The organism is Paraflavitalea sp. (assembly GCF_059502485.1).
Window position 1 is genome coordinate 148145 of sequence record NZ_JCACET010000011.1, and the last position, 24946, is coordinate 173090.

18 protein-coding genes are annotated in these 24946 nt (G+C 47.2%); 9 read left to right on the forward strand and 9 right to left on the reverse strand.

Features of this window, described 5'->3' with window-relative positions; all coding sequences use genetic code 11:
• Window positions 1-16: 16 nt before the first annotated feature.
• From AC5JBY_RS28440 to AC5JBY_RS28450, 3 genes are all read left to right on the forward strand, one after another.
• The gene (locus tag AC5JBY_RS28440) at window positions 17-1183 is read left to right on the forward strand and encodes a S8 family peptidase (RefSeq protein ID WP_495908076.1); all 1167 of its coding nucleotides are present in this window, start codon (window positions 17-19) and stop codon (window positions 1181-1183) included.
• Between the two features lie 148 nt (window positions 1184-1331).
• Window positions 1332-1802, forward strand: coding sequence for a hypothetical protein (locus AC5JBY_RS28445; protein WP_495908077.1), 471 nt, complete (start codon window positions 1332-1334; stop codon window positions 1800-1802).
• A 30-nt stretch (window positions 1803-1832) separates the two neighbouring features.
• Window positions 1833-2603 (forward strand): DUF6896 domain-containing protein, encoded by a 771-nt coding sequence (locus AC5JBY_RS28450; protein WP_495908078.1) that lies wholly within the window; start codon window positions 1833-1835, stop codon window positions 2601-2603.
• 50 nt (window positions 2604-2653) lie between these two features.
• On the opposite strand, the gene AC5JBY_RS28455 is transcribed toward AC5JBY_RS28450, so the two are convergent.
• Window positions 2654-3880, reverse strand: coding sequence for a PQQ-dependent sugar dehydrogenase (locus tag AC5JBY_RS28455; protein WP_495908079.1), 1227 nt, complete (start codon window positions 3878-3880; stop codon window positions 2654-2656).
• A 97-nt stretch (window positions 3881-3977) separates the two neighbouring features.
• On the reverse strand, window positions 3978-4613 hold the full coding sequence (locus tag AC5JBY_RS28460) for a class I SAM-dependent methyltransferase (protein ID WP_495908080.1): 636 nt from the start codon (window positions 4611-4613) through the stop codon (window positions 3978-3980).
• Window positions 4614-4788: 175 nt separating this feature from the next.
• Here AC5JBY_RS28460 and AC5JBY_RS28465 point away from each other — a divergent pair, with 175 nt between their 5' ends.
• The 3 genes from AC5JBY_RS28465 to AC5JBY_RS28475 are packed head-to-tail and all read left to right on the forward strand — an operon-like array spanning window position 4789 to window position 9992.
• On the forward strand, window positions 4789-5271 hold the full coding sequence (locus tag AC5JBY_RS28465; RefSeq protein WP_495908081.1) for a hypothetical protein: 483 nt from the start codon (window positions 4789-4791) through the stop codon (window positions 5269-5271).
• Window positions 5272-5283: 12 nt separating this feature from the next.
• A complete protein-coding gene (locus AC5JBY_RS28470) occupies window positions 5284-6537 on the forward strand; it encodes a glycosyltransferase (RefSeq protein ID WP_495908082.1) in 1254 nt (417 codons plus the stop codon).
• Between the two features lie 14 nt (window positions 6538-6551).
• Window positions 6552-9992, forward strand: a complete 3441-nt coding sequence (locus tag AC5JBY_RS28475; protein WP_495908083.1) for a glycosyltransferase — start codon at window positions 6552-6554, stop codon at window positions 9990-9992.
• 71 nt (window positions 9993-10063) lie between these two features.
• Here AC5JBY_RS28475 and AC5JBY_RS28480 read toward each other — a convergent pair whose 3' ends face one another.
• Window positions 10064-12109: a PAS domain-containing sensor histidine kinase gene (locus tag AC5JBY_RS28480; RefSeq protein ID WP_495908084.1), complete on the reverse strand. Its 2046-nt coding sequence runs from the start codon at window positions 12107-12109 to the stop codon at window positions 10064-10066.
• A 252-nt stretch (window positions 12110-12361) separates the two neighbouring features.
• On the opposite strand from AC5JBY_RS28480, the gene AC5JBY_RS28485 reads away from it, so the two are divergent.
• The gene (locus AC5JBY_RS28485; RefSeq protein ID WP_495908085.1) at window positions 12362-17746 is read left to right on the forward strand and encodes a cellulose binding domain-containing protein; all 5385 of its coding nucleotides are present in this window, start codon (window positions 12362-12364) and stop codon (window positions 17744-17746) included.
• Window positions 17747-17810: 64 nt separating this feature from the next.
• Here the strand turns inward: AC5JBY_RS28485 and AC5JBY_RS28490 are convergent, their stop codons facing one another.
• The 4 genes from AC5JBY_RS28490 to AC5JBY_RS28505 all read right to left on the reverse strand — a co-directional run bounded on the left by AC5JBY_RS28490 (window position 17811) and on the right by AC5JBY_RS28505 (window position 21094).
• Window positions 17811-19244 carry a serine hydrolase gene (locus AC5JBY_RS28490; protein ID WP_495908086.1) on the reverse strand — a complete coding sequence of 478 codons (1434 nt, stop codon included), beginning with the start codon at window positions 19242-19244 and terminating at the stop codon, window positions 17811-17813.
• A gap of 43 nt (window positions 19245-19287) precedes the next feature.
• Window positions 19288-19578, reverse strand: a complete 291-nt coding sequence (locus tag AC5JBY_RS28495) for a GlsB/YeaQ/YmgE family stress response membrane protein (protein ID WP_495908087.1) — start codon at window positions 19576-19578, stop codon at window positions 19288-19290.
• A gap of 47 nt (window positions 19579-19625) precedes the next feature.
• Window positions 19626-20396 carry a hypothetical protein gene (locus AC5JBY_RS28500; protein ID WP_495908088.1) on the reverse strand — a complete coding sequence of 257 codons (771 nt, stop codon included), beginning with the start codon at window positions 20394-20396 and terminating at the stop codon, window positions 19626-19628.
• Window positions 20397-20518: 122 nt separating this feature from the next.
• On the reverse strand, window positions 20519-21094 hold the full coding sequence (locus tag AC5JBY_RS28505) for a hypothetical protein (RefSeq protein ID WP_495908089.1): 576 nt from the start codon (window positions 21092-21094) through the stop codon (window positions 20519-20521).
• A gap of 126 nt (window positions 21095-21220) precedes the next feature.
• On the opposite strand from AC5JBY_RS28505, the gene AC5JBY_RS28510 reads away from it, so the two are divergent.
• Complete coding sequence (locus AC5JBY_RS28510; RefSeq protein WP_495908090.1) at window positions 21221-21733, forward strand: hypothetical protein; 513 nt, start codon at window positions 21221-21223, stop codon at window positions 21731-21733.
• 3 nt (window positions 21734-21736) lie between these two features.
• On the opposite strand, the gene AC5JBY_RS28515 is transcribed toward AC5JBY_RS28510, so the two are convergent.
• Both AC5JBY_RS28515 and AC5JBY_RS28520 read right to left on the reverse strand, forming a co-directional pair.
• Window positions 21737-22525, reverse strand: a complete 789-nt coding sequence (locus tag AC5JBY_RS28515; RefSeq protein ID WP_495908091.1) for a DUF4241 domain-containing protein — start codon at window positions 22523-22525, stop codon at window positions 21737-21739.
• Window positions 22526-22549: 24 nt separating this feature from the next.
• Window positions 22550-23608 carry a hypothetical protein gene (locus AC5JBY_RS28520; protein WP_495908092.1) on the reverse strand — a complete coding sequence of 353 codons (1059 nt, stop codon included), beginning with the start codon at window positions 23606-23608 and terminating at the stop codon, window positions 22550-22552.
• A gap of 212 nt (window positions 23609-23820) precedes the next feature.
• On the opposite strand from AC5JBY_RS28520, the gene AC5JBY_RS28525 reads away from it, so the two are divergent.
• Window positions 23821-24942, forward strand: coding sequence for a hypothetical protein (locus AC5JBY_RS28525; protein ID WP_495908093.1), 1122 nt, complete (start codon window positions 23821-23823; stop codon window positions 24940-24942).
• The last annotated feature ends 4 nt before the right edge of the window (window positions 24943-24946 follow it).

The following is a 24946-nucleotide window of genomic DNA, read 5'->3' on the forward strand; positions in this document are numbered from 1 at the left end:
CCTGAAATATAGTTTTATGCCTGAGTCGTACATTATCCTCACCGCCAATAAGGCGCCCAAAAAATTAGGCTTTCGTTCGGCTGCTGTAGAAGACAGGAAGTTTGATGTGAAGGTGGAAAAGCTGGAAGCATCGCAGGCTGAAAAGATCGTACGTAATAATAAAGAGGTGGTGACGATTGCCCCTACCATACCCATCAGGCTGGTAAAGCCTTTGAGTGTGGCTGGTGTAGTGGCTACTACCGCCAGCGCCGGACCTACCTGGGGTGTGAAGGCTGTAAAAGCGAATACTTCAAGGTTTACGGGCAAGGGGGTAACGGTTGCTGTACTTGATACGGGCATTAAAGCAGATCATGCTTGTTTTACAGGTGTTCAATTGATAGAAGAGGATTTTACCGGTGATGGATTGGGTGATACGGATGGACATGGTACGCATTGTGCCGGTACCATTTTCGGCCGGGACTTTAAAGGAACACGTATTGGCGTGGCGCCGGGTGTGGAGCGGGCATTGATCGGGAAAGTGATTGGGGAGAATGGTGGTGATAGTGGCAAGATCGTAGAGGCTATTCAATGGGCGCTTAAAGAAGGTGCACATATCATTTCCATGTCGCTGGGCATCGATTTCCCGGGTTATGTAGCCAATCTGACGAGCCAGGGTATGCCTATCGAGGCAGCTACTTCGCAAGGGCTTGAAGCATACCGGAAAAACGTGCTGCTGTTTGAAAAAGTGGCTGCGCTGGTGCGGTCGGCTTCTTTGGGTGGCATATCTCAACCTGCTTTGCTGATCGCGGCTTCGGGTAACGAAAGCAGGCGGCCGGCATTCGAGATCTCTGTGGCGCCGCCGGCTGTATCCGACGGTTTTATATCGGTGGGTGCATTGGGGCAGCATGATAATGGCTTTGAGGTGGCTGATTTTTCTAACAGGGACCCTATCCTATCGGCGCCTGGTGTAGATATCCTTTCTGCTTCGCTCGATGGCGGGCTGGAGTCCAAGAATGGCACGAGTATGGCGGCGCCTCATGTGGCCGGCGTTGCAGCCTTGTGGGCCGAGAAGATGTTAGCTAGCGGCCGGTTGAATGTTACGAGCCTGGCTGCCAGCCTGGTGGCGCTTTGTAGCATGGACGGGTTGAACGGACAGGATCCTGGGGCTATTGGGGCGGGCATGGTGCAGGCGCCTCTACAATAAGGTCCCGGACCAAGGTTACTGGGTATTTGTTTTTTGAATGGGTGTTCAATTGGCCTCCTGATTTGGATAGGCTGGTTTTCATTAGGATATTGTGCTGTCATTGATCCGGGCGGCGATACCCTGCCCGGGATGTGCAACAATCCATAACATGCGTCTTTTCAATTGGTTATTTAAGAAAAAGAAGGGAAATACTATTTCCTGTCCCCGGTGCCTTGGCAAGGGCAATGTGGACCGGTATGATATTAAAAGGCTCCAGATGGAGTTGAAATGGGAGCCCGGCACCTGTGCCTACTGTAATGGTGTGGGCAGGGTTGGTGCGGAAATGATCGCCAATGTGGCGGTTGATGAAGTGTATCTTACTACTGACTTGTCGGACCGGGAAAGGTTGCGACTGATCAACCGGGCCCCGGAAGCTATTATGCGGGCGGTGAGTTATGAGCGGTCACTGGAGAACTTTATTGAAGAGGTCAGAAGCCTGCACTTTACCGATAACATGAGCTCAGAAGAAATTGCCCATTATTATCTCCAGCCCGAAATGCATATGGAATACCAAGCCTTTATTGCCAAGAAACAGGAACTGGTGAGTTATATCAACCGGATCATTGGCGCTACTTCGTGAATTTATTCCCGCTTTCTTACTATAATCACCATGAAGCTATTTCAATTTGTCTGGCGCAAGAAAAAAGCACCGTTGGACAACGGGATAGAAAGCCTTACCATAAAGTCAATTGATCAGCTGCCAACTCCTGATACTATACGGTGCATTCCACGCGGAAAAAAGCTACGCCTCATTTTTGCTCCATCAGTAGAAAAAAAACGTGAAAGTATTGGCGAACAATTAAAGAGCGATCTTGAGGGCTTCCACGTAGGCATTCCTACGTTTAGCAATGAGATTTATATCGCTAAACTAATTGCGGACGAGGAGATTGCAATGCACCAGGATTTTTTTGAAAAATGCGCCAAGGATTACCGAAGGTTGTCGACAGAACTAATCAATAAATTGATTGATCAATTAGGCATCACCATCAATACTGCGTTTCCCTTGCTAACGTTCAACCTTCTTAAAAATAGTGAAAGACAAGTGGGAGAAGTAGATGGCTGGCGTTATTATCTACATGGATATCATTGCGGCTTCACCCATTTGACAACCGGGCAACAGATAGAAACTTCATTGGTATTCGGACTTGAATTTGGTGAACTGGATCCCTATTTCTTTACCAGGTTTATCAAGTCTACTCCTGCGTATCAACCTTTGCCTGTTGGCATCTATGAGGATTATGCAGATGGCGTACGCATCAATAAAAAAATGGTAGCTCTTGGAAAGTTCGAGGTCATATCCTCCAATATTGAAAATACTTTCGGTGTTGTAGTTACTGACAGGGATAAAATACCTGTAGAAGTTTACAGGGAAAATCTTTAGCGATGAAAGGCTGCCTCTTTTTACGAGGCAGCCTTTCGCCTATAAGTTAATCAATTTGTCTGTTTCTTATCGATCTGGTATAAACGCCCCTGATCGGTGATGGCGTATAAAGCGCCTTCTTTGCCCTGGGTGACGTCTCTGAATCGTTGTCCTTCGCTGGCCAGCAGTCTCTCCTCTCCTACTACTTTGTTGTCTCTTATCACCAAGCGTACGATATGTGAGCCGCTGAGCGCACCGATGAAGAGATCATTCTTCCATTCGGCAATGCGATCACTGTTGTAGAAGGTCATGCCGCTGGGCGAAACTACAGGGTCCCAATAATAAACGGGTTGTTCCATGCCTTCTTTTTGCTGAATAGCCTGTCCAATGGGTTGTCCGCTGTATTCAATGCCATAGGTGATCGTTGGCCAGCCGTAGTTGCGGCCTGACAGTACGCGGTTGATCTCGTCGCCTCCTCGCGGGCCATGTTCACTATTCCAAAGCTCTCCTGTTTGCGGATGTATGGCGATGCCCTGTGGATTGCGATGCCCTATCGAGTATAGTTCGGGACGTGCGCCGTTTTGTGAGCCGAAAGGATTGCCGGCAACGGCCTGTCCGTCTTTGGTAATATGGACGATCTTACCCAAACCGGAAGTTACATCCTGCGCCAGTGGACGGGTAGCGAGGTCGGAACGCTCTCCGGTGCTTACGAATAGATTGCCGCTGGCATCGAATACAATGCGGCCTCCGTAATGCAGTGTGCCATTGTAGGCTGGTAAGGCCCGATAGATGACCGTGGCTCCTTCTATTGTCTTTTCATCATTGGCCAATCTGCCTTTGCCTACAGCGGTATTAGTGCCGCCTGCAACCGGTTCTGAAAATACCCAATACACCATGCGGTTACTTTCAAATTGTGGATCGATGCGAAGTCCTAGCAAGCCGCCCTGACCATTGGCATTTACGGCTGGCAGACCTGTGATGGCAGCGCTCACCGCGCCTTCTGTTGTGACGATACGCAGGCGACCTCCTTTTTCTGTGATCAACAATCGGCCATCGGGTAATGATGTGATGCCCCAGGGGCTTGCCAATGCGGTAGTGAGTGTTTTCACCTGGTATTCAGTGAGTGTCTTCACGCTACCAATGCGCGTTTGTCCGGAAAAAGCGGGTTTATATTGTGTATTGGCGGGATTGTTTTCTACTGGCGGGCCTTGTTCGGGTAAATTGTCATCGTCATCTTTTGTGCAAGCGGTTACTGTCAGTAATGAACTGGCAAGGAACGGAATAAGTAGGTTTCTCATCGTTTTTGATTTAATACTTTTTGTGGGTGGTTGTGGAACACATTTGTATAATCAAAAAGCGGGCCTGCATGGCCTGCGGCTATCCGTTTTTGCCGCATTAACCCATTTTTATGCCCTGGAAATTAAGGCCGCCGGCATAGTTTACATTCATGGACAACGCTGAATATTCATCTGATCGCTGAATGTTTTTGAGGTTTTGCAGCATGGTCTCTTTTTCTATCAGCGAATTGTCATTTTCTATTGCCATGATCAATGCGTCGATCACATTCCAACATGGCCAGATATGTGGTACTTCAAAGCCTGCAATCCGCATCATTTCGTATAGCCCGCGTGCTGTTGGGTGATAGAGGCTTTTCCAAACACCAGGTTCAAGAAATGCAATTGTTCCTGTTACAAATCCTTCATTTTTCAACACCCTGTTGATCTCACAAAATGTCTGTAGCGGGGAGAAGGAGTATTGCAGGGTGGAGTTAATCAGTACAGCATCAAATTCGTTTTTCCCAAACGGTAAGAAATTCATATCACAGTGAAAATCAGCCTTGTTTGAAATTAAGTCCAGGCCTGTAAATTGATGACCCCGTTCAAGGAAGTAATTTCTTATGGCAACATCCGTATGACCTATTTCCAGGATATTCAATGAACCCTTGTCTTCAAACAAAAATGCTTTCTCCGGAGAAAGCCTTGAAGGAATTGTCCAATTTACTTTTGATGCCGGGATTTGATAGATTGACATATAAAAAGGGTGTAAACACGGTTTTTAGGGAGTACAGTCGCAGTTTTCTTGATATCATAAAAATAATGGATTAAATTGGACGCAGTTATCGCAACATCGCAAATAAATATTTGTTCTCCTGCAACTGTCCTACTCTCTGAAGCTATAAAGAAGTCTATAGTTAAACTTTAATTCCATGTTTACAATTAAAACGAAGTTGGAAGCTAATGGCTTTTGGTATTTAATCCTGTCAGATCATCCTATCTTATTTAACTTTCAATATTTTGCCATGGGTTCGCAGGGCAGGTTCTCCTCGGGTGAATTAAAGGGGGCTGCTTCCAATGATTCAGCATGGCAATTTTGCAAATCCGATTTCCCCATTCTTCATTTGGGTGTTACAAGCCTTGAAGCAATTGAAGATACGCAACAGTCATCAGAGATGAGGATAGATAAGGCGGCCTACTCCGGCCAACATGGAGCTGCAGATTTTTCGAGGAGAAAAATGATCATGGCTACAGCAGCCACGTTATTATTTGGTTTGCTTGGTATAAAATCTTTTGCCGGCAACGCGTTTTCTTCAGGAGGTGATCAATCAGCTGGATTCGATCCTTATTCAAACTCCTACTCACCTTACCATTCACCCTATTCTTTCTACTCTCCCTACCACGAAAAAGAATAGCAGCAGGTCTATATGTTGTTTTTTTATGCAAGCGAAAGGCCGTGCTATCCGCTGTCTTTTGATGGAGGAGCAGAAACTACTGTATATACGGTTATAGAAGGCCTTGCTTTAAAAGGGATCCATAGTATTCAAGTATCGGTTTTGCCAGCTGCATTCGTAACTACTTATCAAAAAAGAATAATCGACGAATCTGGTTTGGAAATCTTTACGGATCAGCAGCATATTCTTGTGAAGGAGATCAGCATTCCTGTTCCGGATCTATTTGTCGGATTAAGAAAGAATGGTATTCTTATCCTTTCAGTAGAAAGGAATAACTTTTACAGTTATTGCTCGATGCTTCTGAAAACGCTCATGCCTGAACTTGTTATCAGCTTTCTAAAGGGAAGTGAAACGATACAACGTGAGGCTGCTTTACTGGGTATAAGGTCCATTCATTGGGTGTTTAGCATAGGCGCCGACAACCTTCCTGTGCTTCCTGCATCTGCAACTGTTTTTGCCAATTCTCCTGTTACATCCGCTGCATGTAGAACCGAATACAAAAGAGAAGTTTATTATTTGCCGAGTGTAGTAAGGCCGGATCTCTATTGGACCAGTGCAAGGTCTCCGCATTATGTTACTTATATAAATCCACGGGCAGAAAAAGGGTTGCATCTGTTCTGTGAGTTTTGCAGATTGCTACCCGCCATTCCTTTTCTGGTTGTTTTAGGCTGGAGCCAATCAAAGTTGAGCCAGGAGGAAGTCAGGGCTATTGATTTCCTTACATCTCTGCCGAATGTAAAGATCATAGGGCCGGTTTCCGACATGAAAGAAGTGTATGCAAAAACCAGGATACTAGTTGTGCCTTCAAGATGGATGGAAGCTTTTGGCAGAATTGTTTTGGAAGCTCAGTTAAACGGAATTCCTGTGTTGGCCAGTAACAGGGGCAACTTGCCTTTTACGGTAGGGCAAGGAGGTTTGATCCTGCCTTATGGGTTGCCTCAGCTTTGGGCCCGTTCTTTACGAATACTATATTCAGATCAGGGGCTGCTGGATGAATTAAGCGGGAAGGCGAAGGGAAATGCTGAGAAATATGATGCCACAGCTATTGTAGCAAATATCTATTGTTTTTTTATACAGGTTGCTGGTTCTGCTGAACGCATTCAAACGAAGTTACAGGAAACGGCCGGCCGGTTTAATATTGTTTCCGATAAACCCGGATTGGTATATTCTATTGAATCACTTGATGTGAATGATCAACTTATGCAAGAAGAGCCTTTATTGCCATAAATATCTTTCTTATTATGTCAAGACCTCTAATCAGCATCATTTCGCCATTTGCCGGATCTGCAATCATTAAGCATTTTATAAAATCAGTACAACGGCAAACGCTCGATCCGGATTTGTTCGAGCTAATACTGGTTGATGATCGATCCCAATCGACCGGTCTGTCTTTGAATGAAGACCATAGCGGTCTTCCTCTTCATATAATCCCTTTCCACAAGCCGGAACAATTCTCTGGTCATACGGCCGGAATCTGCCGTAATCTGGGAGCACGTTTTGCATCGGGCGATTATTTCCTGTTTATTGATTCCGACTGTATTCTCGATCCACACTGCCTTGAGGAATATCATCAATCGTTGATGAATTTTCCGGATGCTATCTTATATGGTGCTACGCATGAGCTTCCTGCTATTAACCGTGATCAGCTTCCAGATCCGGCCGATGTACAGTTTAATGATCTTGAGGCAGTTTGCAGGATCGATCATCGTATTGAAGAGATTGAAAGCAGCAGGGCAAATGAAAACAGGTGGGACTTTTGGTATAGCTGTAATGCTATGGCGCCTAAATCGAGGTTCGAAAGTGTGGGTGGATTCGATGAAAAGGGATTCCGTTGCCACGATATGGACTTATCCTTTAAATTATTCAAGCAGGAAGGCGTTTTCATGTATTGCCATAAAGCCAAAGTAGTACATATAGAGCACTCCCGCTCTATTAAAAGTTACTATGAGCAAATACAGGGGCTCTTACAGATTGCGCATAAGTACGCAGAGCTGGATGCTTACGTTTTTGATATGGTTGTCAGAAAACAACGATCTCAGCTAAGGGTAGCGGAACAGTGTGAAAGCAGGTTTATTGCTGTGACAGCCGGCATTATGGGTTACCGGCTGGGCTATTGTCTGATTGCTCCGCCGGGATCTACCAAAGAAACCATAATGGAGGCGTTAACGTATGTTCCATACGAGGTTGTCAACAATCCTGACAATATTCAATTTGTGCTTGGTCTCGACAGGAACTGCTGGGATTATAAGATCATTCTTCCTTTGTTTTCCGACGCATCTTCGCCCGTAATAGCTGTTTGTATCCCCCTGTTCAATGCCGGAAAGAAGATCAGGAAAACGCTGGAAAGTGTGTTTACGCAATCCATACAACACTTTGAGGTGCTAGTAATCGATGATGCCTCTGATGATGATTCATTAGCAGGTATAAAAGAGTATATGCATGATAGCCGCCTTCGCATTATATCGCTGCCTCAAAATACAGGTTTGTCCAAGGCGCTCAACCGTGGATTGTACAGTTGTAATGCTCCCTTATTCCTGCATCTCGATTCGGATGACTGGCTGGAGCAGTGTGCGCTTGAAACGGTGGTAAATGCTTTTAATACGGATGGGGAGGTTGCTGCCGTATACAGCGATGCTTACATCCATACAGGAACTCAAACAACAATGCAAAAAGGCTATCAGGCAGAGAGCCCGATAGCGTATTTAAGCTACAAGCCTTACCAGGTAGCACGTACATACAGGAGAAAGTTTTTATTGGAAATGGGGGGCTGGAATATTTCCGACGCATATCAGGGCAGGTTTTATGAAGACAGGCTGATGTTATATTCGATTGCTTCAAGGTTTCCTGTGAAATGGATAGACAAGCGGCTTTATCATGTAACAGACCGGAGCAGTTCACTATCGAGGAGCAATCCTCTTACAACGGCTTCCGCAAAGTTGTCCATCGGGTGGCACGAGGCCAATAAAACGGGTATGATGCTGGGCTATTCGTATAAAGCCGGCCGCCTGGATCTTACATTGCAGGCCCCCAAGCCCCCACTGACTTTTTTGCGATGGAGCATTATCATTCCGTTTCACAAGAATAAAACTCAATTACTGTATTCAGTCCTTTCCTGGCTGCAGAGCGATTTCATGGAAACAACCGGGGAGCTGATCATCGTAGATGATGGATCTGAAGAGGACCTTACCGGCGTTGCGGATCTTAACAAACAAAGGATTAAAATACTATCCATACCGTCTAAAAAAGGGGCCGCGTACGCACGTAATATGGGTATGGTACACGCGGCCTATGAGATGGTATTTTTTTCCGACGCCGACCACATTGTACCGCCGGCTGTTTTGTCTATGCACACGCACCGGCATTTTGCCGCCAAAACAGAAGGATTTGTTGTGGGAGGAATTTTCGGGCGGAGAACATTTTCACATATCAGCGGCAATATTCCGGTAGAACGAAAGTTACGGATACTGGAGGTTTACCAATCCAACGAGGCGGACTTTTTAAGGCTTGCCGCTGACATTGTCGGCGAAGAGGAGTTTGATCTGATGCGTGAAGATGACCGTTTGCATATCTGGAGGGCTGCTCAGCAAAGAAGCTTTACGGATGCTTGGCTGGCAGATTGGGGGAAAATTATTCTTACCTATGGCGAGAACCTTGCAAATTATAAATACAAATGGTCACGGTTGGGCACGGGAAGTGTTTCTGCAAAGAAAAGTGTGATGATCTCGCTGGGTGGGTTCGATACAAATCTGAAGTCGATGGAAGACTGGGAACTGGGGATGCGGGCGCAACAACAAAATTTGTCTATCATTTGTGCGCCAGAAGCAGAGCCCTACCACCAGGTGCACCTGTTGGATGAAAACAGGAGGGAAAATGATCAGTTTGCTATCAGGTACCTTCTTTCCAAACATCCGCAAATGATAGAAGAAATATTGAGTGAAAAAGATGGATTGATGCCACCCGCTCATGCTTTTTTGAAAAAAGTCTATAATACTTATGTGAACGGATTTGAAGCACGGGAAATGTTGGTTGCGGATTTTCAAAATAAGAAGAGTGGTCCGGATTATTGTGTGCTCACATTCGATGATGGCCCGCATTATCTTTCTACACCACTTATTTTGGATACTTTAAAAAAGTACCATGCAAAGGCTGTATTTTTTTTAATTGGCACCTCCCTGGTCAATAATGAATCTATCGTCAAAAGGATTGCCGATGAAGGGCATAATATTGGCATTCACCACTGGGTGCATAGTTCAACGGAAGACCAGACCAGTACAGAGGTCTATGAAATGTTGAACAGAACGATGAATGCTATACGCAATATAACCGGCGTACAACCTTCCCTGGCAAGGCCTCCATACGGCAAATTAACTCCTTCGTATTTAGCAGCCTGCAAACGGCTGAACTTAGCAGTACTTGGCTGGGACTTAAGTGCCAAAGATTGGTATCAAAATGAAGGACGGCAGATCATTGCAACGTTGGCTGCCAATGGAATAAGGAATAAAGTGCTGTTGTTTCATGATGGAACCGGAAATCCGGAAGCCACTAACATGGCGCTGGATTGGCTCTTACAAGTGGTCTGTAAGATCAATATCAGCATAGATCTGCCTGCCAATGGCGCGACTATGGAGAAGATCCCCGGACTAAAAATTTATAATCCGTTTTTAGAAACTATCGGACAATAAGCAAGGTTAACGCTTTTTCAATAGTATATTCAGTGGCCTTTTCTCCGGACGGCCAATCTATTCTTACCGGGTCAACCCGACTGTTTATCCGGTAAAATGAGACAGAAGGTGGCTCCTTCGCCCGGTGTCGATTCGGTATAGAGTGCTCCGCCGTGGTTGGAAATAATCCTTCTGCAGAGGGCTAATCCGATGCCTGAGCCGGGATAGGTTTCGCGGCCATGCAGGCGTTTGAATATTTCGAATATCTGGTCGAAGTATTGTTTTTCGAACCCGATACCGTTGTCTCTTATGCAGATCTTATAATAGGATGCAAAGGGAAGTGGCGTTCTGATGTGTTCGCGCAACTGTTCAGCTGTTGCGGCATGGGCTGTAATGGTAATGACCGGTGGCACATCGGGCTTGGTAAATTTGAGGCTGTTGCTGATGAGGTTATAGAAGAGTTGGTTCATTTGAAGGCCGACTGCTTCAATGGATGGTAACTTATCTACGTTGAAGGTGGCATTCTTTTCATTGGCGACGAGTTCGAAGTCGTGCAATACCTCTTTCACTACTTTGTTAAGATCGACCGGTTGGTAAATGGTGTCTGATTTCAGCAGCCGTGAGAAGTCGAGCAGACCGAGTATCAACTGTCTCATGCGCTCTGATGATTCGGCTATTTTCGATGCGAGGTCGAGGCTGCGTTGCGGCATCTCTTTTTTGGCAGTGAGCATGCTGGCGTATACCTGTATCTTGCGCAAGGGTTCCTGCAGGTCATGGCTGGCCACATACGCATATTGTGCCAGCTCTTCATTGGAACGCAGCAGTTGTTCATTGGCATCGGCCAACTCTTCATTGGTAGCCTGTAGTTCTTCTATTGCCGATCCCAGTTCTTCGGTACGCAATTGCACTTCCTGTTCCAGCTTCGTTTGCAGGTCCTGCTGGATCGTGACATCCTGTGCAGTACCGGATAACTTTACGGGATTGCCCTGCTCATCAAACTGGGTGATGCCGCTGGCGTGGATAATGCGTGTAGCTCCTGTTATTACGTTGTTGATCTTGTATACTTCATCGAAGCGGCCTGTGCCGCCTTTTTCCATGGCTTTGCTAAAGGCTTTGTAGATACGTTCGCCGTCGTCGGGGTGAATACGCGGTGAAGCCCCTGATGGCATGGTGGCCTCTTCTATGCCCAGCCATTGCTGCATGCGTTCCGAATAACTGATCTTGCGGTTGATGATGTCTACGCTCCAGGTGCCCAGTTCTGCCAATTCTATCGCGTTTCTGAGTACGGCTTCTTTTTCTTCCAGTGTGCGCAAGGTAAGCGCCTGTTCTGCCTGGCTTCGGGCAATGGCCTGGTTGGCCAGTTCGCGCTCTGTGACCTCAGTAGCGAGCGTCATGATGCCGGTGACCTTGCCCGCTGCATTGCGCACGGGGGTGTATACAAAGTCGAAATAGGCATCTTCCAACACGCCATTGCGCACGAGCTTTGCCATGGTGCCGGTGCCAAAGTGCGGAATGCCGGTGTCGTAAACGCCTTCCATCAATGCGAGGAAGGGTTGTCCTTCCAGTTCGGGGAGTGCCTGCATTACTGGTAGTCCAGTGATGGTGGAGGGTTTGCCCCAGATCTCGAATATCCTGTCGTTGCCGAGGGTAATGATCATCTCCCTGCCTTCCATCAGGGCAATGCCGAGGGGCGCCTGCTCGAATACAGAGCGGAAGCGTGCCTCACTTTCCCGCAGGGCTATTTCTGTACGCTTGCTTTCTGTGATGTCCGTAGCATGTACTATAATGCCTGTGACGTTGCCATCACTGCGTTTGTCGGGTGTATAGACAATGCTCAACCATTTGTTGGGATTGATCCTGGTGGGGGCAAGCATTTCGAACCGTACCTGTTCTCCGGCGTAGGCTTTGGCAAGGTTCGGCGCTATCCTGGCATAGGCAGCCTCGCCGATAAACTCAGCTGCCGTAACGCCAATGGCTTCATCGGCATCCACATTATACCACTGCATGAATGTTTCGTTGTAGATCGTGTACCGTTGTTCTGCATCAAGGTAGAAGATCATGGCGGGCACAGAGTTGATCAACAACTCCATAAAACCTTCACTTTCCTGGATCTTTCTTTTTTTATTCCTGTTGGGCATAAATAGCTGCAATAATGCAATATCGGGTTAAATTACCGAATTTGTTGATTTGAAGGCAATTAGGGTTTCTACTTATTGTTTATGATCATTTTACAAGTAATCAGCCTGTTATATTAATAAAGCTGTGCCAGGCAGGGGTAATTGCAAAAATCAACCCCCTTTTCTCTTATTCAGCCCCCCATCTCCGGCATGCTGAAGGGCTATTTTGCGGGTACGATTGACTCTCCAATACATTAAACCAAACATTGCTGTATGAACAAATTTCTATCTATCCTATCGGCGGCGGTGCTATCATTATTTACCACGAACGCCCTCGCTCAATCTCCCAACCTGCCCGTAAAAACCACGCTTAATCAGACCTTACTGAGCAACAGGACATTCAATAATGCAACCGGTATAGATACCGTTACCAGCAATATTGCTATCCCTGCCAGCTACACGCTGGAAGTGGTGGGCCGGGTGGATGCTGTCAGCGGGCGGGGCCTCGACATCGAGTCCCGGAATGCAGCCATGAAGGGATGGCGCTTATCGCTGGACGGGTTAAACCTTAAAACCAGCTCAACGCTTAGCGCGGCGAAGGCCATTACGCTTTCACGAAGCGGCGAACAACATACCGTCCGTGTGGCGGTAAAGGGTGATTCTGCCTATATCTACCAGAATGGTGTGTGGGTGGAAACGCAGCCGCTGGCGGCTATTAAAGACATTGTGAATGGCGTGGAGGTGAATGATCCGCCTTATAGCGGCAGCCCGTCATTGATTGGCAACTGGGCCGGCACAGCGCCCAACAATACGGGCATGCCCAGCGCTTATGGCTGGGGGTATCACAGTACTACGGTTACCAACCTGTTTAACGTGGCCAATGGTACCAGCGGTGTCCGCTACACCGATGTAAACGCCACCGTGAATACGCATACGCTCGACGGTGCTACCTACAATGGTCGCCTGCTGTTCCTGCGCTGGGATAATGCTGCTACGCAGAATACTGTTTTCTATTATCCGGTGACGCTGGAGGCGAATACGAATTATGACTTCTCGATGCTGCATGCTTATTTCTCCAATAGTACGGGCGGTCGTTCCATGACGGTAGGCATCGGCAAAACAACGGCCATTACCGACCGCCTCGCTTCACGCACGTTTGTGACCACCGGTACGCGTGTATTGAAGCGGGAGAACTTTGGTTTTACTTCCCAGGAGGCTGGTACTTATTATTTAACTGTTACCGGCGACTGGGGGCTCTTTACGGTGGGCGAACTGGCCGTGCGTAAATTCTTTAGTGAGCCGCGGTTCATATTCGGGAAGAACTATCCTGCCGGGGCTGTGAATATGGAAGTTGCGTCCGTGACTTATGAAGAGGGTGCTTATGCGCCTGCTGCTGTCATCACCGGGCCTGTACAAAATGAGATAGTGACGGGGCCTACAGCTTCTTATCTCACTTCTTTCAATACACACTTTATTGCTAATGGTAAGGTTGACCTGCACCTCAGTGGTAACACACCGATGGTCAATTCAACGGTTGAGCTCAATAGCAATGATGCCTGGTTATTTATCGACAACGTGAAGCCTACGCAGGTGGTGGCCAACTGGCTGGATAAGATAACTGTTAATGGCGCACCTGCAGCCGGGAACCCCAACGTGCGTATCGCTATGTATAAGAATGGTACTGCCATTATTCCGAATGGCAATGTTACTGCCATGCAAGCGCTCGAAGTGTTTACTGCACCTGTGCTGTCTGGTGATAGCCGGACTTTTGAAACGGCTACTTACCATGACAGCCTTGGTGTATTCGACAACAAAGTGCGATCGTTCAGGCTGCGCCGTGGGTTTATGGCCACACTGGCCAACAATCCGGATGGCACGGGCTATAGCCGTGTGTTTGTGGCCAACGACAGCGACCTGGTAGTGAATGCTATGCCTGAAGGGTTAGATACTTCTGTTTCTTTTATCCGGGTGTTCAAGTGGGACTGGCCTTCGAAGAAAGGATGGGCCGGTGGCGGCTTGCCGGTGCAGCTGACTAACAGCACCTGGTTTTACGACTGGAATATCGGTGGCATACCTACGCTTGATTATAATTATGCGTTGATCCGTCACAATGCAGGGTGGCCTTCGTTTACAGAGATCAATGCCAAAACAAATTCGAATACACTGCTTGGGTTCAATGAACCTGATCAGGCCGATCAGGCCAATATGCCTGTAGAGGAAGCGATCCGGCAGTGGCCGGAGATGATGAAGTCGGGCCTGCGCATTGGCTCTCCCGCTCCTGCCAACTCTTCCAATACCTGGCTGTCTACTTTCCTCAGTAAATGTGATTCGCTCAATTACCGGGTAGACTTTGTAGCGGTGCATTGTTACTGGAACAGCCGTACGCCGCAGCAATGGTACAGTGGTCTTAAAGCTATTTACGACCAGGTAAAACGTCCGTTGTGGATCACGGAATGGAACAATGGCGCCAACTGGACCGGTGAGGCCTGGCCTGCTGATCCTGCTGCGCAATTTGAAAAGCAATACAATGACCTCAAAGGTATCCTTGAAGTGCTCGATACTACTTCATTTATAGAGCGCTATTCCATTTACAACTGGGTGGAAAATAAACGGGCGATGGTGCTGGCCGATACGCTCACCAAGGCTGGCAAGTATTATGCTGCCAACCGGTCGGCACTCTCCTACAATCCCAAGCTTGCTTTTGTACATAACTGGAAACTGGCAGTGCCAACGATATCCGGCGCTATCGACACCGGTAATTATTCGAAGTTGACACTTCGTTACCTCGATGTGAATGGCGAGCTGGGCTCCCAATACATTATTGAAAGAAAGGTGGATGGCGTGGATACCGGCTTTGTGGCTATTCATACTGATGCCGGGTATACGTATGGTAGCACCATTACTTTTATCGACAGCATTTATGCACATACTACTTACCGCATCAAAGCTTTCAGCCGCGATGGTAGTCGCTCTGCTTACTCCGGACAATTCCGGGTGTTGCGAGATGCTACTCCCCTGCCTCCTTCGAGCCTTACGGGTGAAGTGCTGGCTTCGAGCCAGATCAGGCTTACGTGGAATGCGGGCACCAACGTGCGTTCGTACAACCTGAAGCGAGGGCTTTCTGCTGAAGGTCCTTTTGAAACCATACTGGCTAAAACAACACAACTTACTTCGCTGGATACCACGCTGACGCCTGCTACCACATATTACTATGTGGTGACCACACTCAATGGTGCAGGTGAAAGTGTGAACAGCAATGTGTTGTCTTTAACGACCAAAGCGCTGGTGGCGCCTGATAGTGTGAAGCGTCCGCGTATAGCTTCCGGCGACAACCGCATCACACTCAGCTGGGACTTTATCTATGATGCGCGTTATGAGGTGCAGCGTGCCGATGCCGCCAATGGCGCTTATACAGTGATTGCTGCCAATGTGAATGCCATCAATTATGTTGATACCACTGCCATTAACGACCGTACTTACTATTATAAAGTGGTGCCTTATAATGCAGCAGGTCGCGGACCCGAAGCAGGACCACTGGCTGGTACGCCTGTATTTGGCCAACACCTGTACATTGCCTTCAATGAAGGCACCGGCCTGTTGGCAGAAGATGTGTGGGGTGCGTATCATGGTACGCTGAGCAATGGCGCTACCTGGGTGGCTGGAAAAGACAGCACTACCGGCGGCGTTGCGCTTGGTGTGGCTGCCCGCTCTTATGTGCAGTTGCCGCAAGGCGTGGTGAGCAATCTCAATGACTTTACCATTGCCTCATGGTTCAAGATGCCTGCCAACCAAGGCAACAATACCCGCCTGTTTGATTTTGGCAACAACGAAGCGGTGTTTATGATGCTGGCGCCCCGGATCAATACCAGTCAGATCCGTTACAAGATCACCTGCCCGGCCGGCACGTATGATCGTTATATCAATTATGCCATTCCGCTCAACCAGTGGGTACATGTCACGATCAGTCAAAAAGGCAATGTGTTTAGCCTGTATGTGAATGGTGCGTTGCAGTATACTGACAGTAATGCTACGATCAAACCTTCCGATATGGGCTTTTCGCTCAACAATTACATTGGCAGATCGCAGTGGCCCAATGATCCTTATAGCGATCATCAATACGACGACTTCAGGATATACAATTATGGACTCTCTGCGGAAGAAGTGAGCCGGTTGGCGCAAGGCAGTGAGCTTAAGAAATACCAATTGATCAGCTTTGGGCCTTTGACCAACAAGCGGATCGGTGATGCAGACTTTACAGTTGCTGCAACAGCCAGTTCTGGTCTACCTGTTACTTACAGCAGTTCGGATACTGCTATTGCGCGGATCGATGCGCAAGGAAAGGTGCAGGTGAATGGTGCGGGTACTGTGTTGCTAACAGCTACGCAGCCGGGCAATGAATTGTATAATGAAGTTCATGCTTCTCAATCCTTCACCGTGATTCCTTTGGCGCTGCGTGCCGAGCACCTGAATGCCAATGGCAGTAATGTGACTGGCAACAGCATACGACCATACCTGAAAATAGTGAACAGTGATAGTGTTGGCATCGCTTATAAGGAGTTGACTGCCCGTTATTGGTTCACAGCAGAGAACTATGCAGGCGTAAATACCTGGATCGACTATGCTGTGCTGGGTAACAAAGTGAAAGCGGATTATGTGGCGCTGCCCCACCCTGCAGCCGGCGCCTTTGGATATATCGAATACCGGTTTGATTCAACAGCGGGTGTGTTAGCCGCGGGCGGTAATTCCGGTGTTATCCAATCGCGTGTTGCCAATGGCAACTGGGCCAACTTCAATGAAGCGGATGATCATTCGCATGCTGTTAGTGCTATGTATGCAGCTAATGCACATGTTACGCTCTATCGCAATGGTAAACTGGTTTGGGGTACTGAGCCTGTTGCTGTTGCTGAGCAGCTTCAGTTGATGGTTGTTTCCCAAAGCAAGCAATCCAATGCCAACTCTATCAGTGCGGTTATCAACCTCTTGAATCAAGGGAATGTGCCGGTGAATTATGAGGATGTGAAGGTGCGCTACTGGTTTACCGCTGAAGGTAGCTTGCCCGTGAATCATTGGGTGGATTATGCACAGGTAGGCGGCACCAATGTGATTGGTTCAGTGACCAGACTTGCTACGCCTCGCGCAGGAGCCGATGCTTACCTGGAGTTTGGTTTCAAGCCTTCTTTAGGTCAGTTGTATCCATTGGCTAACAGTGGCGTGGTTCAGTTCCGCATGGCTAAGTCGGACTGGTCGGCTTTTGATCAGCAAAATGATCACTCCTATACTTTGCCTGCGCCGCTTGCAGAGAATCAACAAATCACCGTGTATTACAAAGGTCAACTGGTATACGGTATAGAGCCTGTTGAAGCATTACTAACCGGTGGCGCCAGCACAACCTCTCCTGTCGACCACCAGCAGGATGTAGTGGCTTCTACTATCCGGTTGTATCCGAATCCTGTTGTCAACAACCTTGTTATCCAACTGGGCGAGGTAAATGCCGGCGCGCATGTGAAAGTGTTCAATACGGCAGGCGCCCTGGTGGCGGTAGCCAGTTTGAACCGTTCAACACAGGTGTTGCCATTGCAGCACTTAGCAGCTGGTGTGTACCAGGTAGTGATCAATAATAGAAAGCAGGTAACGAGTAAGAAAATAATTAAAGAGTAGTTTTCATAAGCATTTAAGCAATCAACGCCCCACGTTTCTACGTGGGGCTTTTCATATTTTGAGGTTAGTCGGTTTTCTTAATTTCCTGCACTACTCCATTCCTGATAATCTGTGCTTTGGTAACGATACCATGGGCGTTCAGCACAAAATTCAATTGCCTGTCGCTCCCGTCCGCGAAGAAAAACTTATGAATGGATTCTGCTTTTAGTGCCATGTCGCCACCGCCTGTCTTCCTGTATAGTTTACCATCTTTGATATGCAATTCAAACTGTCCGATGTCTGTCTGGTATTTCCCAACAAACTTCTCCAGATATTTACTATCTATCTGTATTTCCCGATGTTGATATGGATCAATCACTTCTTTGCCAAAGAGGATAGCGTTTAGAGCGAAGGAAATGGCTTCGAGGTTAGAGTTGTTATTAGAAAGGATAATAACGTGTATGTCGTCTACAGGAAAAATAAAATTGTAAGCCGTGAATCCCGGAATCGTGCCACTGTGCCCAATTATTCTTTGGTTTAAAGCCGAGTCTATTATCAGGCCGTAGCCATATTTCCTTAAACCAGGTGTCGTCATTTTCGTAAACATTTCGGGTGAAACTATTTTGCCGCTGAACAATGCCTTATTCCATATATACAAGTCTTCAACTGTGGAAATGATGGCGCCGGCGCTGTACGGGAACGCCATAGAATAGTACTCAGTGTTTTGCCACCCGGTCTGTGTTCGTGAGTATCCGGCTGCTCTGTTGATCAATATAGTGTCCAGCCGATTAACAATTGTATTTTCAGGTCCTGCTTTCTTAATGACATTATTCAGGATATACCTGTCGTAAGTTTCGCCGCTGACTTTCTCAATGATACGCCCCAATAGGAAATATCCAGAGTTGTTGTAATTGTAATTTGTCCCTGGAGTAAATTCATACGGTTCGTTTTTGAACAAGGTTATCACCGAGTCCTTTTCGTAAGGGAGCGTTCCGAGCTTTCCGACTTTCGGGATGTTCGTATAACTCTTAATTCCGGACGTATGGTTCATCAACATATGAAGCGTGACGCTGTCCCCTTTCGGAAAGTCCGTGAAATATTTACTTAGTCTGTCTTCGATGCTTAACTTACCTGCCTGGTGCAACTGAAGGATGGCGGCGGCTGTAAATTGCTTTGTCACCGAGCCTATTCTGAACTTTGTCTGAGGTGTATTTCGAACATTCCACTCTCTGTTGGCTAATCCAAACGCTTTCTTAACCAGAACGTTTCCCTTTTTCGTTATCAGCACAGCCCCGCTAAACTCATTGACCTTCCCTTGCGCTTCGAAATATTTAATTATGCGAAAAGAATAATTGTCCTGTCCTTTTGCCGGCAAAGAAGGTAAGCCAAGTAAAAGTGCTATCGCTGTCTTCGATGCTACCTTTATTATAGACATAACAATATTTGTTTTGTAAGCCCTGTATGGATAAGTTGGGGCTTTCTTCATGGCGGCACTCCATGTTACGTCAACTGAGGCCATATTCTAAAGATAGGAAGAATTACTGTCGACCAGGAGATGGTGCTTACAGTCTGTCCGGTCCCCAAACGGCGCGGCGAATGAGGCCTATTACGAGCGTGAGTACGGCGGAACCGATCACCGCCCAGATCACGGGGAAGGTCTTTCCGCCTACTGTGATCGCAAATATCTCGGGCAGGCCTAATTTGCCTGCGATCCAGGGACCGATATAGGCGCCGATAAATCCGACAACGATGGAAACGAAACAACCGCCGAGGCTAAACCCTGCGAGGGATTGTCCGACAGCGCCACATATAGCGGCAATAATCAATAAGATCAGGAATTCAGTAAGTGTCATGGCAAAGGAGGTTTACTTCCCTGCCATCATGCAATTTAAGTGCCGCACTAAAACTTGATCAGCAGCTTTTCGGCAATGAGTTTATTGTCAGCATAATATTCAAAGACCCATTCTCCGTTCTTTTTGAATACGATGCCATTGGTAGTGCCTTTGGTGGCAATGTAGTAGTCGGCCGCTGAGGTTTTGAGCAGTGACATGACTATTTTAGGTGAGGTATCTATCAATTGGAAGCCGTTGGCAGTGGCCTGTGCATACAGGGTTCCGGCTGCTTCTTTTGATTCTGGTGTAGCCGGTGTCACTGGTGGTGTTGTAACCGGTGTGGCAGGTTGGGTAACTGGCTGCGTGGTGGCGGGCGCTTCTACCGGACGGGGGCTGGTGGTAGCTGCAGGTCCGGCATAAGTATAGGGCACATCGGCCAATGATTTGAATGCATCTGTCAGCGCCTCATTATATGAGGTGGCCCAGTCTTTCTCGCGGCTTTTGCCTTCCTTGCTTTTGAAGATCACATTGCCCTGGCAGTCCTTTAATGTGAAGGTGAGGTTGGTGGAAAAGATCGCTTTTCGCTGTCCTACTTCGGCTTTCAGCGCACTGCATCTGTCGGTGGCAATTTCTTTGGGTAATTCCTGGTTGTCGAAATAAACGGTAAAGCCTTTGTTTTCCAGCAGGGCCTTCGTCAGGAAGTTTAATCCATACTGGTTGGCATCTTTCAGGAAATCAAACTTCTCCGGCACCACCACGTATTTATAGTTGTTGATGCTGTTCTGGGCTTGTGCCACCACTGAAACGAGTAAAAAAAGCAATAAGACGTTCCTTTTCATATACTTGCTGCTGCTGTTTGTAGCGAATTTATGCAAGTACCAGCAAAAAAGAGAGAAATAGTTTTAGCTCAGGGTGAGCCGCGCCTGAGGGCGACCCACCCTGAGCCGTTCGAAGTTGTCTGCTACTTTGCTACCCAGATCTCTGTAATGATATGGGTAAGGTTGGAGGCGATGCCCTTGATCTGCAACATGCCTTTGGTCTTTCCATCGGCGGTCCGGAAGACATATACTTCACCTTCATGGGGATGGGTGATCATATTGCGTGGGTTGACAGCATTGTTCCAGGTGTCCTGGATAACCTGCGCCGGTATGCCATTGGGATTTTCATCCTGTAGCTGGCTCAGTTCTTCCCAGGTGATCTTCGCTTTCCTGAAGGTGATGGCAGGCTTGTGTTGCCAGTTTTCCTGTCCATATTCGATGGGGAACGCATCCGGGCTATAGAAACCATAATCTTTATCCTTGCGGTAATAGCCAAACAACAAACCTTGCTGTAAGACGGTATTGATGCTGATCTGTGGCATGCTCAGGTTGTTCATTTCATCGGCAGAGAACCAATTCTCTGTATTGAATCCCTGGTCTTCTTTGTAATACAGGTAGACAGTAGTATTGTCGACTTTGGTGAGTGTTGGCTCGGCCTTTTCTTTTTTGCAGGCGACGAGGCTGAAAATAATAATGGCTACAGCGAGTAAGCGTTTCATGTCTTTGTTTTTTGATAACACGAAGATGTGAAACGAAAATGGCTGCAGAAAGGGGCGCTTAACCGATGGGGTGTTTGGCTTAATGGAAAAGTACTATCTTTCGACAATCAACCAAACACCCATATTATGAGTTACGATTTATACTGCTATAGATCAAAATCGGGCAAGCCAGACAACGATGAGGCTGACGAGATCATTGGAGCTGATAGTGACAAATGGGCTAAAAAAGACAGAGACCCGGTCCGTAAACTGGCTATCGTGAAAGCTTTAAAGGCGTATAACCAACGCCTCGATGCTTCCGACTTTCACTATGGCGATGTTGCGCAACTGACGCCCGATATCATTGAGAAAGAACAGAAGAGGTTTAATCATATTGAAATCAACCATCCGGAAGATGAACCCTCACTGACATTGACTGTATACGATAACCACGTATTCCTGACGGTTCCCTACTGGTATCAGGGAGAAAAAGCCGCGCAGCTGTTTGAATACATGAGGGCTTACATCAATATTATCAGGCAAACCGCCGGGTATTTTGTTAGTGATCCTCAGACTGGTGAAGTTTTTGATCCGGCGGAAGTTGGGTTTGATGGTCTTGCCAAGTACCTGAAGACAGGCGAACTTAACAAGCATATGTAAGAGCTACTCTTGCCGTTCAGGCCACCACTCTACTAATTCGAAATCTGTCAGTAGTCTGCAAATATTTCCCTTGCTATCGTAGCCGACATATGTTGCATAAAAACCATCGCCATAACCTGTGTGGAATGCTGCGAAGTTGTGCGCATCAAAGTTGTATAATACGTAGTCCCAGCTCGGGCGGCTGTGTTTGCCCATTTCATTGATGAACACTTTTGTCCAAAGACTATCATCCTTTTTGTAAAGTTCCATAAATGCGTCATTGGCTTTTTTGTCTATAAACATACCAATGCCTGCATCAACTCCATAGCCATACTTTGTTCCGGTATCGATAAGAATGGGTTTTTGCCCTTCGTGCAACGCAAACTCCCATTTCGCTACAGCGCTATCTGAAAATAAAATCCTGCTGAATGCTACTCTTTCATCTTTATCGATCTTAGCAATGGCCAGTTGAACAGGAAATTGTCCGACCGGGAATTCGTGGGCATATGGTTTTGCATCATGTATTACTATCGGGTCACCTGCAATCACTTTTCCGCTTTCGATGTTTATTTTGCCGATGTTAACTGCGTAAAAGCTAATGGGGAAAGTATCCATTTTAGCTTGCGTTCCTGCAAAATAAGCCGTTTCAAAGATGGCCGGTTTGGAGGTGACGGAGAACGGTATGATTTTAACAGTGTCCAGCTTTTGCAATGAGATCAGCTTTTCCGTTGTAGTCCCGTCAGCCGAAAGATATTTTTCGCCGGAGAAATTATTGCAGGAAATAAAAAGCAGTACTATTAGCAATAGTCTCATATATCTACGTGATTAGGTATACTATCAATCAATTTGCCCCGTGTGCATGTCGAGCTGGAATAAGGACAGCTTCCTGAGCACAGTTTCTGATATGGATTCCGAAGTCAATAAAAAAGCTGTCGGGAATACTACGAATAAGGGCATTCTTGTTTGTTCCACTTTATATTGCCGGGAGCCGCAGACATAGTAGGCGTTATCGGCCTGCACGACCGGGAACAGGTTGCCATCCATCATGGCGTAGCAATTTTCTCCATCGCAATAGCCCCACATCTTCCGGGAATAATACAATTTACCTTCTTCATCTTTTAAGAAGAGGTCGAGGTGGCCTTCCTTGTTTTGCTGCACTTCATAATTGTGGATAGAGGGATTGTTGTTCCTGAATTCTTCGAGGCTGGCATATACTCCTTTACGTAGTGTGAGCGCAGTATCCATAGCATATGCAAATCTTCTTTTGTTTAGTGAGTCAAGGGCATCGAATGAAAAGAAACGGTTCCTTTTGATGACGGCTGCTTCGTCTGTAGCGGCTACTTTATCCATTAGGATTTCCAATAAGTCTTCGAGCCGCTTGCGGGCGATGTTCACGGCGCTGGCATTAGAACTGATAACCGTGTCCAGATAAGTATAAGGCGCATACCCTTCCGGGGTTTTCAGGAAGGCTTCTGCCCGAAAGGCAATTCTGCCTTTGCCCGGATATTTCATCAACTCCATGGTTGGTCTGGCTACAGCCGTATCAGACAACCAGCATTTTTTAATAATGATCAGCAGTGACCTGATGCCTCCGGTAAAGGCGTATTGGTCTTTCAGGTAAGCCTGGACCTCATGGCGCAGGCCTGCACGAAAACGAATGTCCTTCCATTTTCTGTTTTCTGTGAGGAAGCCCATCCGGCTGGTATCGGGCCTGAAGTCTACCACTTCGAGGTGTTTGATGGCTGGGGCTATGTTTATATCTTTTGTTCTATAGAAGGGAGTCAGGTAAAAAGACTGGCATTTGTCATTTAAGAACTGCCTGCCTTTTACCTGCCTTTGCGCGGTTGCAGCGAGGAACAGGCAAGTGAGTGCGAGCAATAAAGAGATCCGTTTCATGTAAGGGGTTTGGGGTGTTGCAATCTACCAAATTAATCCGGCAAGCGCAACTTTGGCGATGTTTCCTGTGTGTTAGCGTTATCGGTAAGCCCGCTTTTATTTTAATGGGAACATTCCCTATGGCCGGGAACATTCCCACCGGAAAATACCTCTTCCTTTTTGTCGTACACATGATGCTTTTCAGGATACTTGTTGCCTAAAGCCTTGCCACGATGAAAAGCATTACACACCTTGTCTTACTGGTATTACTTGCGCCTTGTTGTTTTTCCCAGGCATTTACTTCCGGCAATTTCGTCGTCGTCAGAATTGGCTCAGGGGCTTTTTCCCTGACCGCCGGCGTTGCTCAGCCTGTCTTCCTCGATGAATACAATCCCTGCGGGGACCTGGTAAGAAGTATTCCGATGCCGGTAGCCGTATCGGGCAGCAACAAAAGATTGACGTTGCCTATTTCAACTACAGACTACACGGAAGGCTACATCAGCCTCTCGCAGGATGGCAGTCAGTTGGCGTTGGCGGGTTATGATGCTGACCCGGGAACTGCTTCGGTAGCTACTACCACCGCTTCTTCCGTAAAAAGAGTGGTTGCCATTATCGATATCAATGGCAATGTACATGCCGCTACTGCTATCAGTGCGTTTAACGCTGCTACTGTCCGCGCTGCCGTTATCGAAGATTCGGTCATTTGGGTCAGTGGCGGATCGGGAGGCATTATGTATACCACCCTGGGTAGTACTACTCATACGCAGATTACAACCACTACGGCCCGCTCTTTAATGGTGTCCAACGGGCAGTTGTATGCCACTTCTACTTCGGGTTCTTTACGATTAACTGCCGTGGGAACAGGACTGCCAACGACTACCGGGCAAACGATGGTGAACCTTCCCGGAACACCGACTGCGGGTAGCCCCTATCAATTCTTTATCGTTAATGCCGGCAGCGGATCGGATGTACTGTATATAGCTGATGATAACCTGCTACGGAAATATTCTTTGGTGAGCGGCACCTGGGTGAGCAATGGCACTATTGGTGTTGCTACTGACAAATACCGGGCTGTTACCGGACGATTGACAACAGGCGGTCACGTATTATTGTATGCCATCCGGAAGAATGACAATGCCACTGGCGCCAGCGGAGAAATTGTCACGATCACCGACAGCACAGGTTATAACAGTTCTTTTTCTTCCCTCACTCCTACTGTGCTTGTTAAACAAAACGACAACAATGTTTTCAGGTCGATTGTAATGGCGCCTGCCGTTACTACTCCCTCTTTTGCCACTGCAGCTCATCAACAGGCGCTGGCCAAAGAAGCTGCTTCTCTTAATTCGAAAAAATAATTAG

Excerpts from the sequence above, each read along its gene's own strand:
- AC5JBY_RS28440 (WP_495908076.1), top strand. The coding sequence starts at position 17 with ATGCCTGAGTCGTACATTATCCTCACCGCCAATAAGGCGCCCAAAAAA.
- AC5JBY_RS28445 (WP_495908077.1), top strand. The coding sequence starts at position 1,332 with ATGCGTCTTTTCAATTGGTTATTTAAGAAAAAGAAGGGAAATACTATT.
- AC5JBY_RS28450 (WP_495908078.1), top strand. The coding sequence starts at position 1,833 with ATGAAGCTATTTCAATTTGTCTGGCGCAAGAAAAAAGCACCGTTGGAC.
- AC5JBY_RS28455 (WP_495908079.1), bottom strand. The coding sequence starts at position 3,880 with ATGAGAAACCTACTTATTCCGTTCCTTGCCAGTTCATTACTGACAGTA.
- AC5JBY_RS28460 (WP_495908080.1), bottom strand. The coding sequence starts at position 4,613 with ATGTCAATCTATCAAATCCCGGCATCAAAAGTAAATTGGACAATTCCT.
- AC5JBY_RS28465 (WP_495908081.1), top strand. The coding sequence starts at position 4,789 with ATGTTTACAATTAAAACGAAGTTGGAAGCTAATGGCTTTTGGTATTTA.
- AC5JBY_RS28470 (WP_495908082.1), top strand. The coding sequence starts at position 5,284 with ATGTTGTTTTTTTATGCAAGCGAAAGGCCGTGCTATCCGCTGTCTTTT.
- AC5JBY_RS28475 (WP_495908083.1), top strand. The coding sequence starts at position 6,552 with ATGTCAAGACCTCTAATCAGCATCATTTCGCCATTTGCCGGATCTGCA.
- AC5JBY_RS28480 (WP_495908084.1), bottom strand. The coding sequence starts at position 12,109 with ATGCCCAACAGGAATAAAAAAAGAAAGATCCAGGAAAGTGAAGGTTTT.
- AC5JBY_RS28485 (WP_495908085.1), top strand. The coding sequence starts at position 12,362 with ATGAACAAATTTCTATCTATCCTATCGGCGGCGGTGCTATCATTATTT.
- AC5JBY_RS28490 (WP_495908086.1), bottom strand. The coding sequence starts at position 19,244 with ATGGCCTCAGTTGACGTAACATGGAGTGCCGCCATGAAGAAAGCCCCA.
- AC5JBY_RS28495 (WP_495908087.1), bottom strand. The coding sequence starts at position 19,578 with ATGACACTTACTGAATTCCTGATCTTATTGATTATTGCCGCTATATGT.
- AC5JBY_RS28500 (WP_495908088.1), bottom strand. The coding sequence starts at position 20,396 with ATGAAAAGGAACGTCTTATTGCTTTTTTTACTCGTTTCAGTGGTGGCA.
- AC5JBY_RS28505 (WP_495908089.1), bottom strand. The coding sequence starts at position 21,094 with ATGAAACGCTTACTCGCTGTAGCCATTATTATTTTCAGCCTCGTCGCC.
- AC5JBY_RS28510 (WP_495908090.1), top strand. The coding sequence starts at position 21,221 with ATGAGTTACGATTTATACTGCTATAGATCAAAATCGGGCAAGCCAGAC.
- AC5JBY_RS28515 (WP_495908091.1), bottom strand. The coding sequence starts at position 22,525 with ATGAGACTATTGCTAATAGTACTGCTTTTTATTTCCTGCAATAATTTC.
- AC5JBY_RS28520 (WP_495908092.1), bottom strand. The coding sequence starts at position 23,608 with ATGAAACGGATCTCTTTATTGCTCGCACTCACTTGCCTGTTCCTCGCT.
- AC5JBY_RS28525 (WP_495908093.1), top strand. The coding sequence starts at position 23,821 with ATGAAAAGCATTACACACCTTGTCTTACTGGTATTACTTGCGCCTTGT.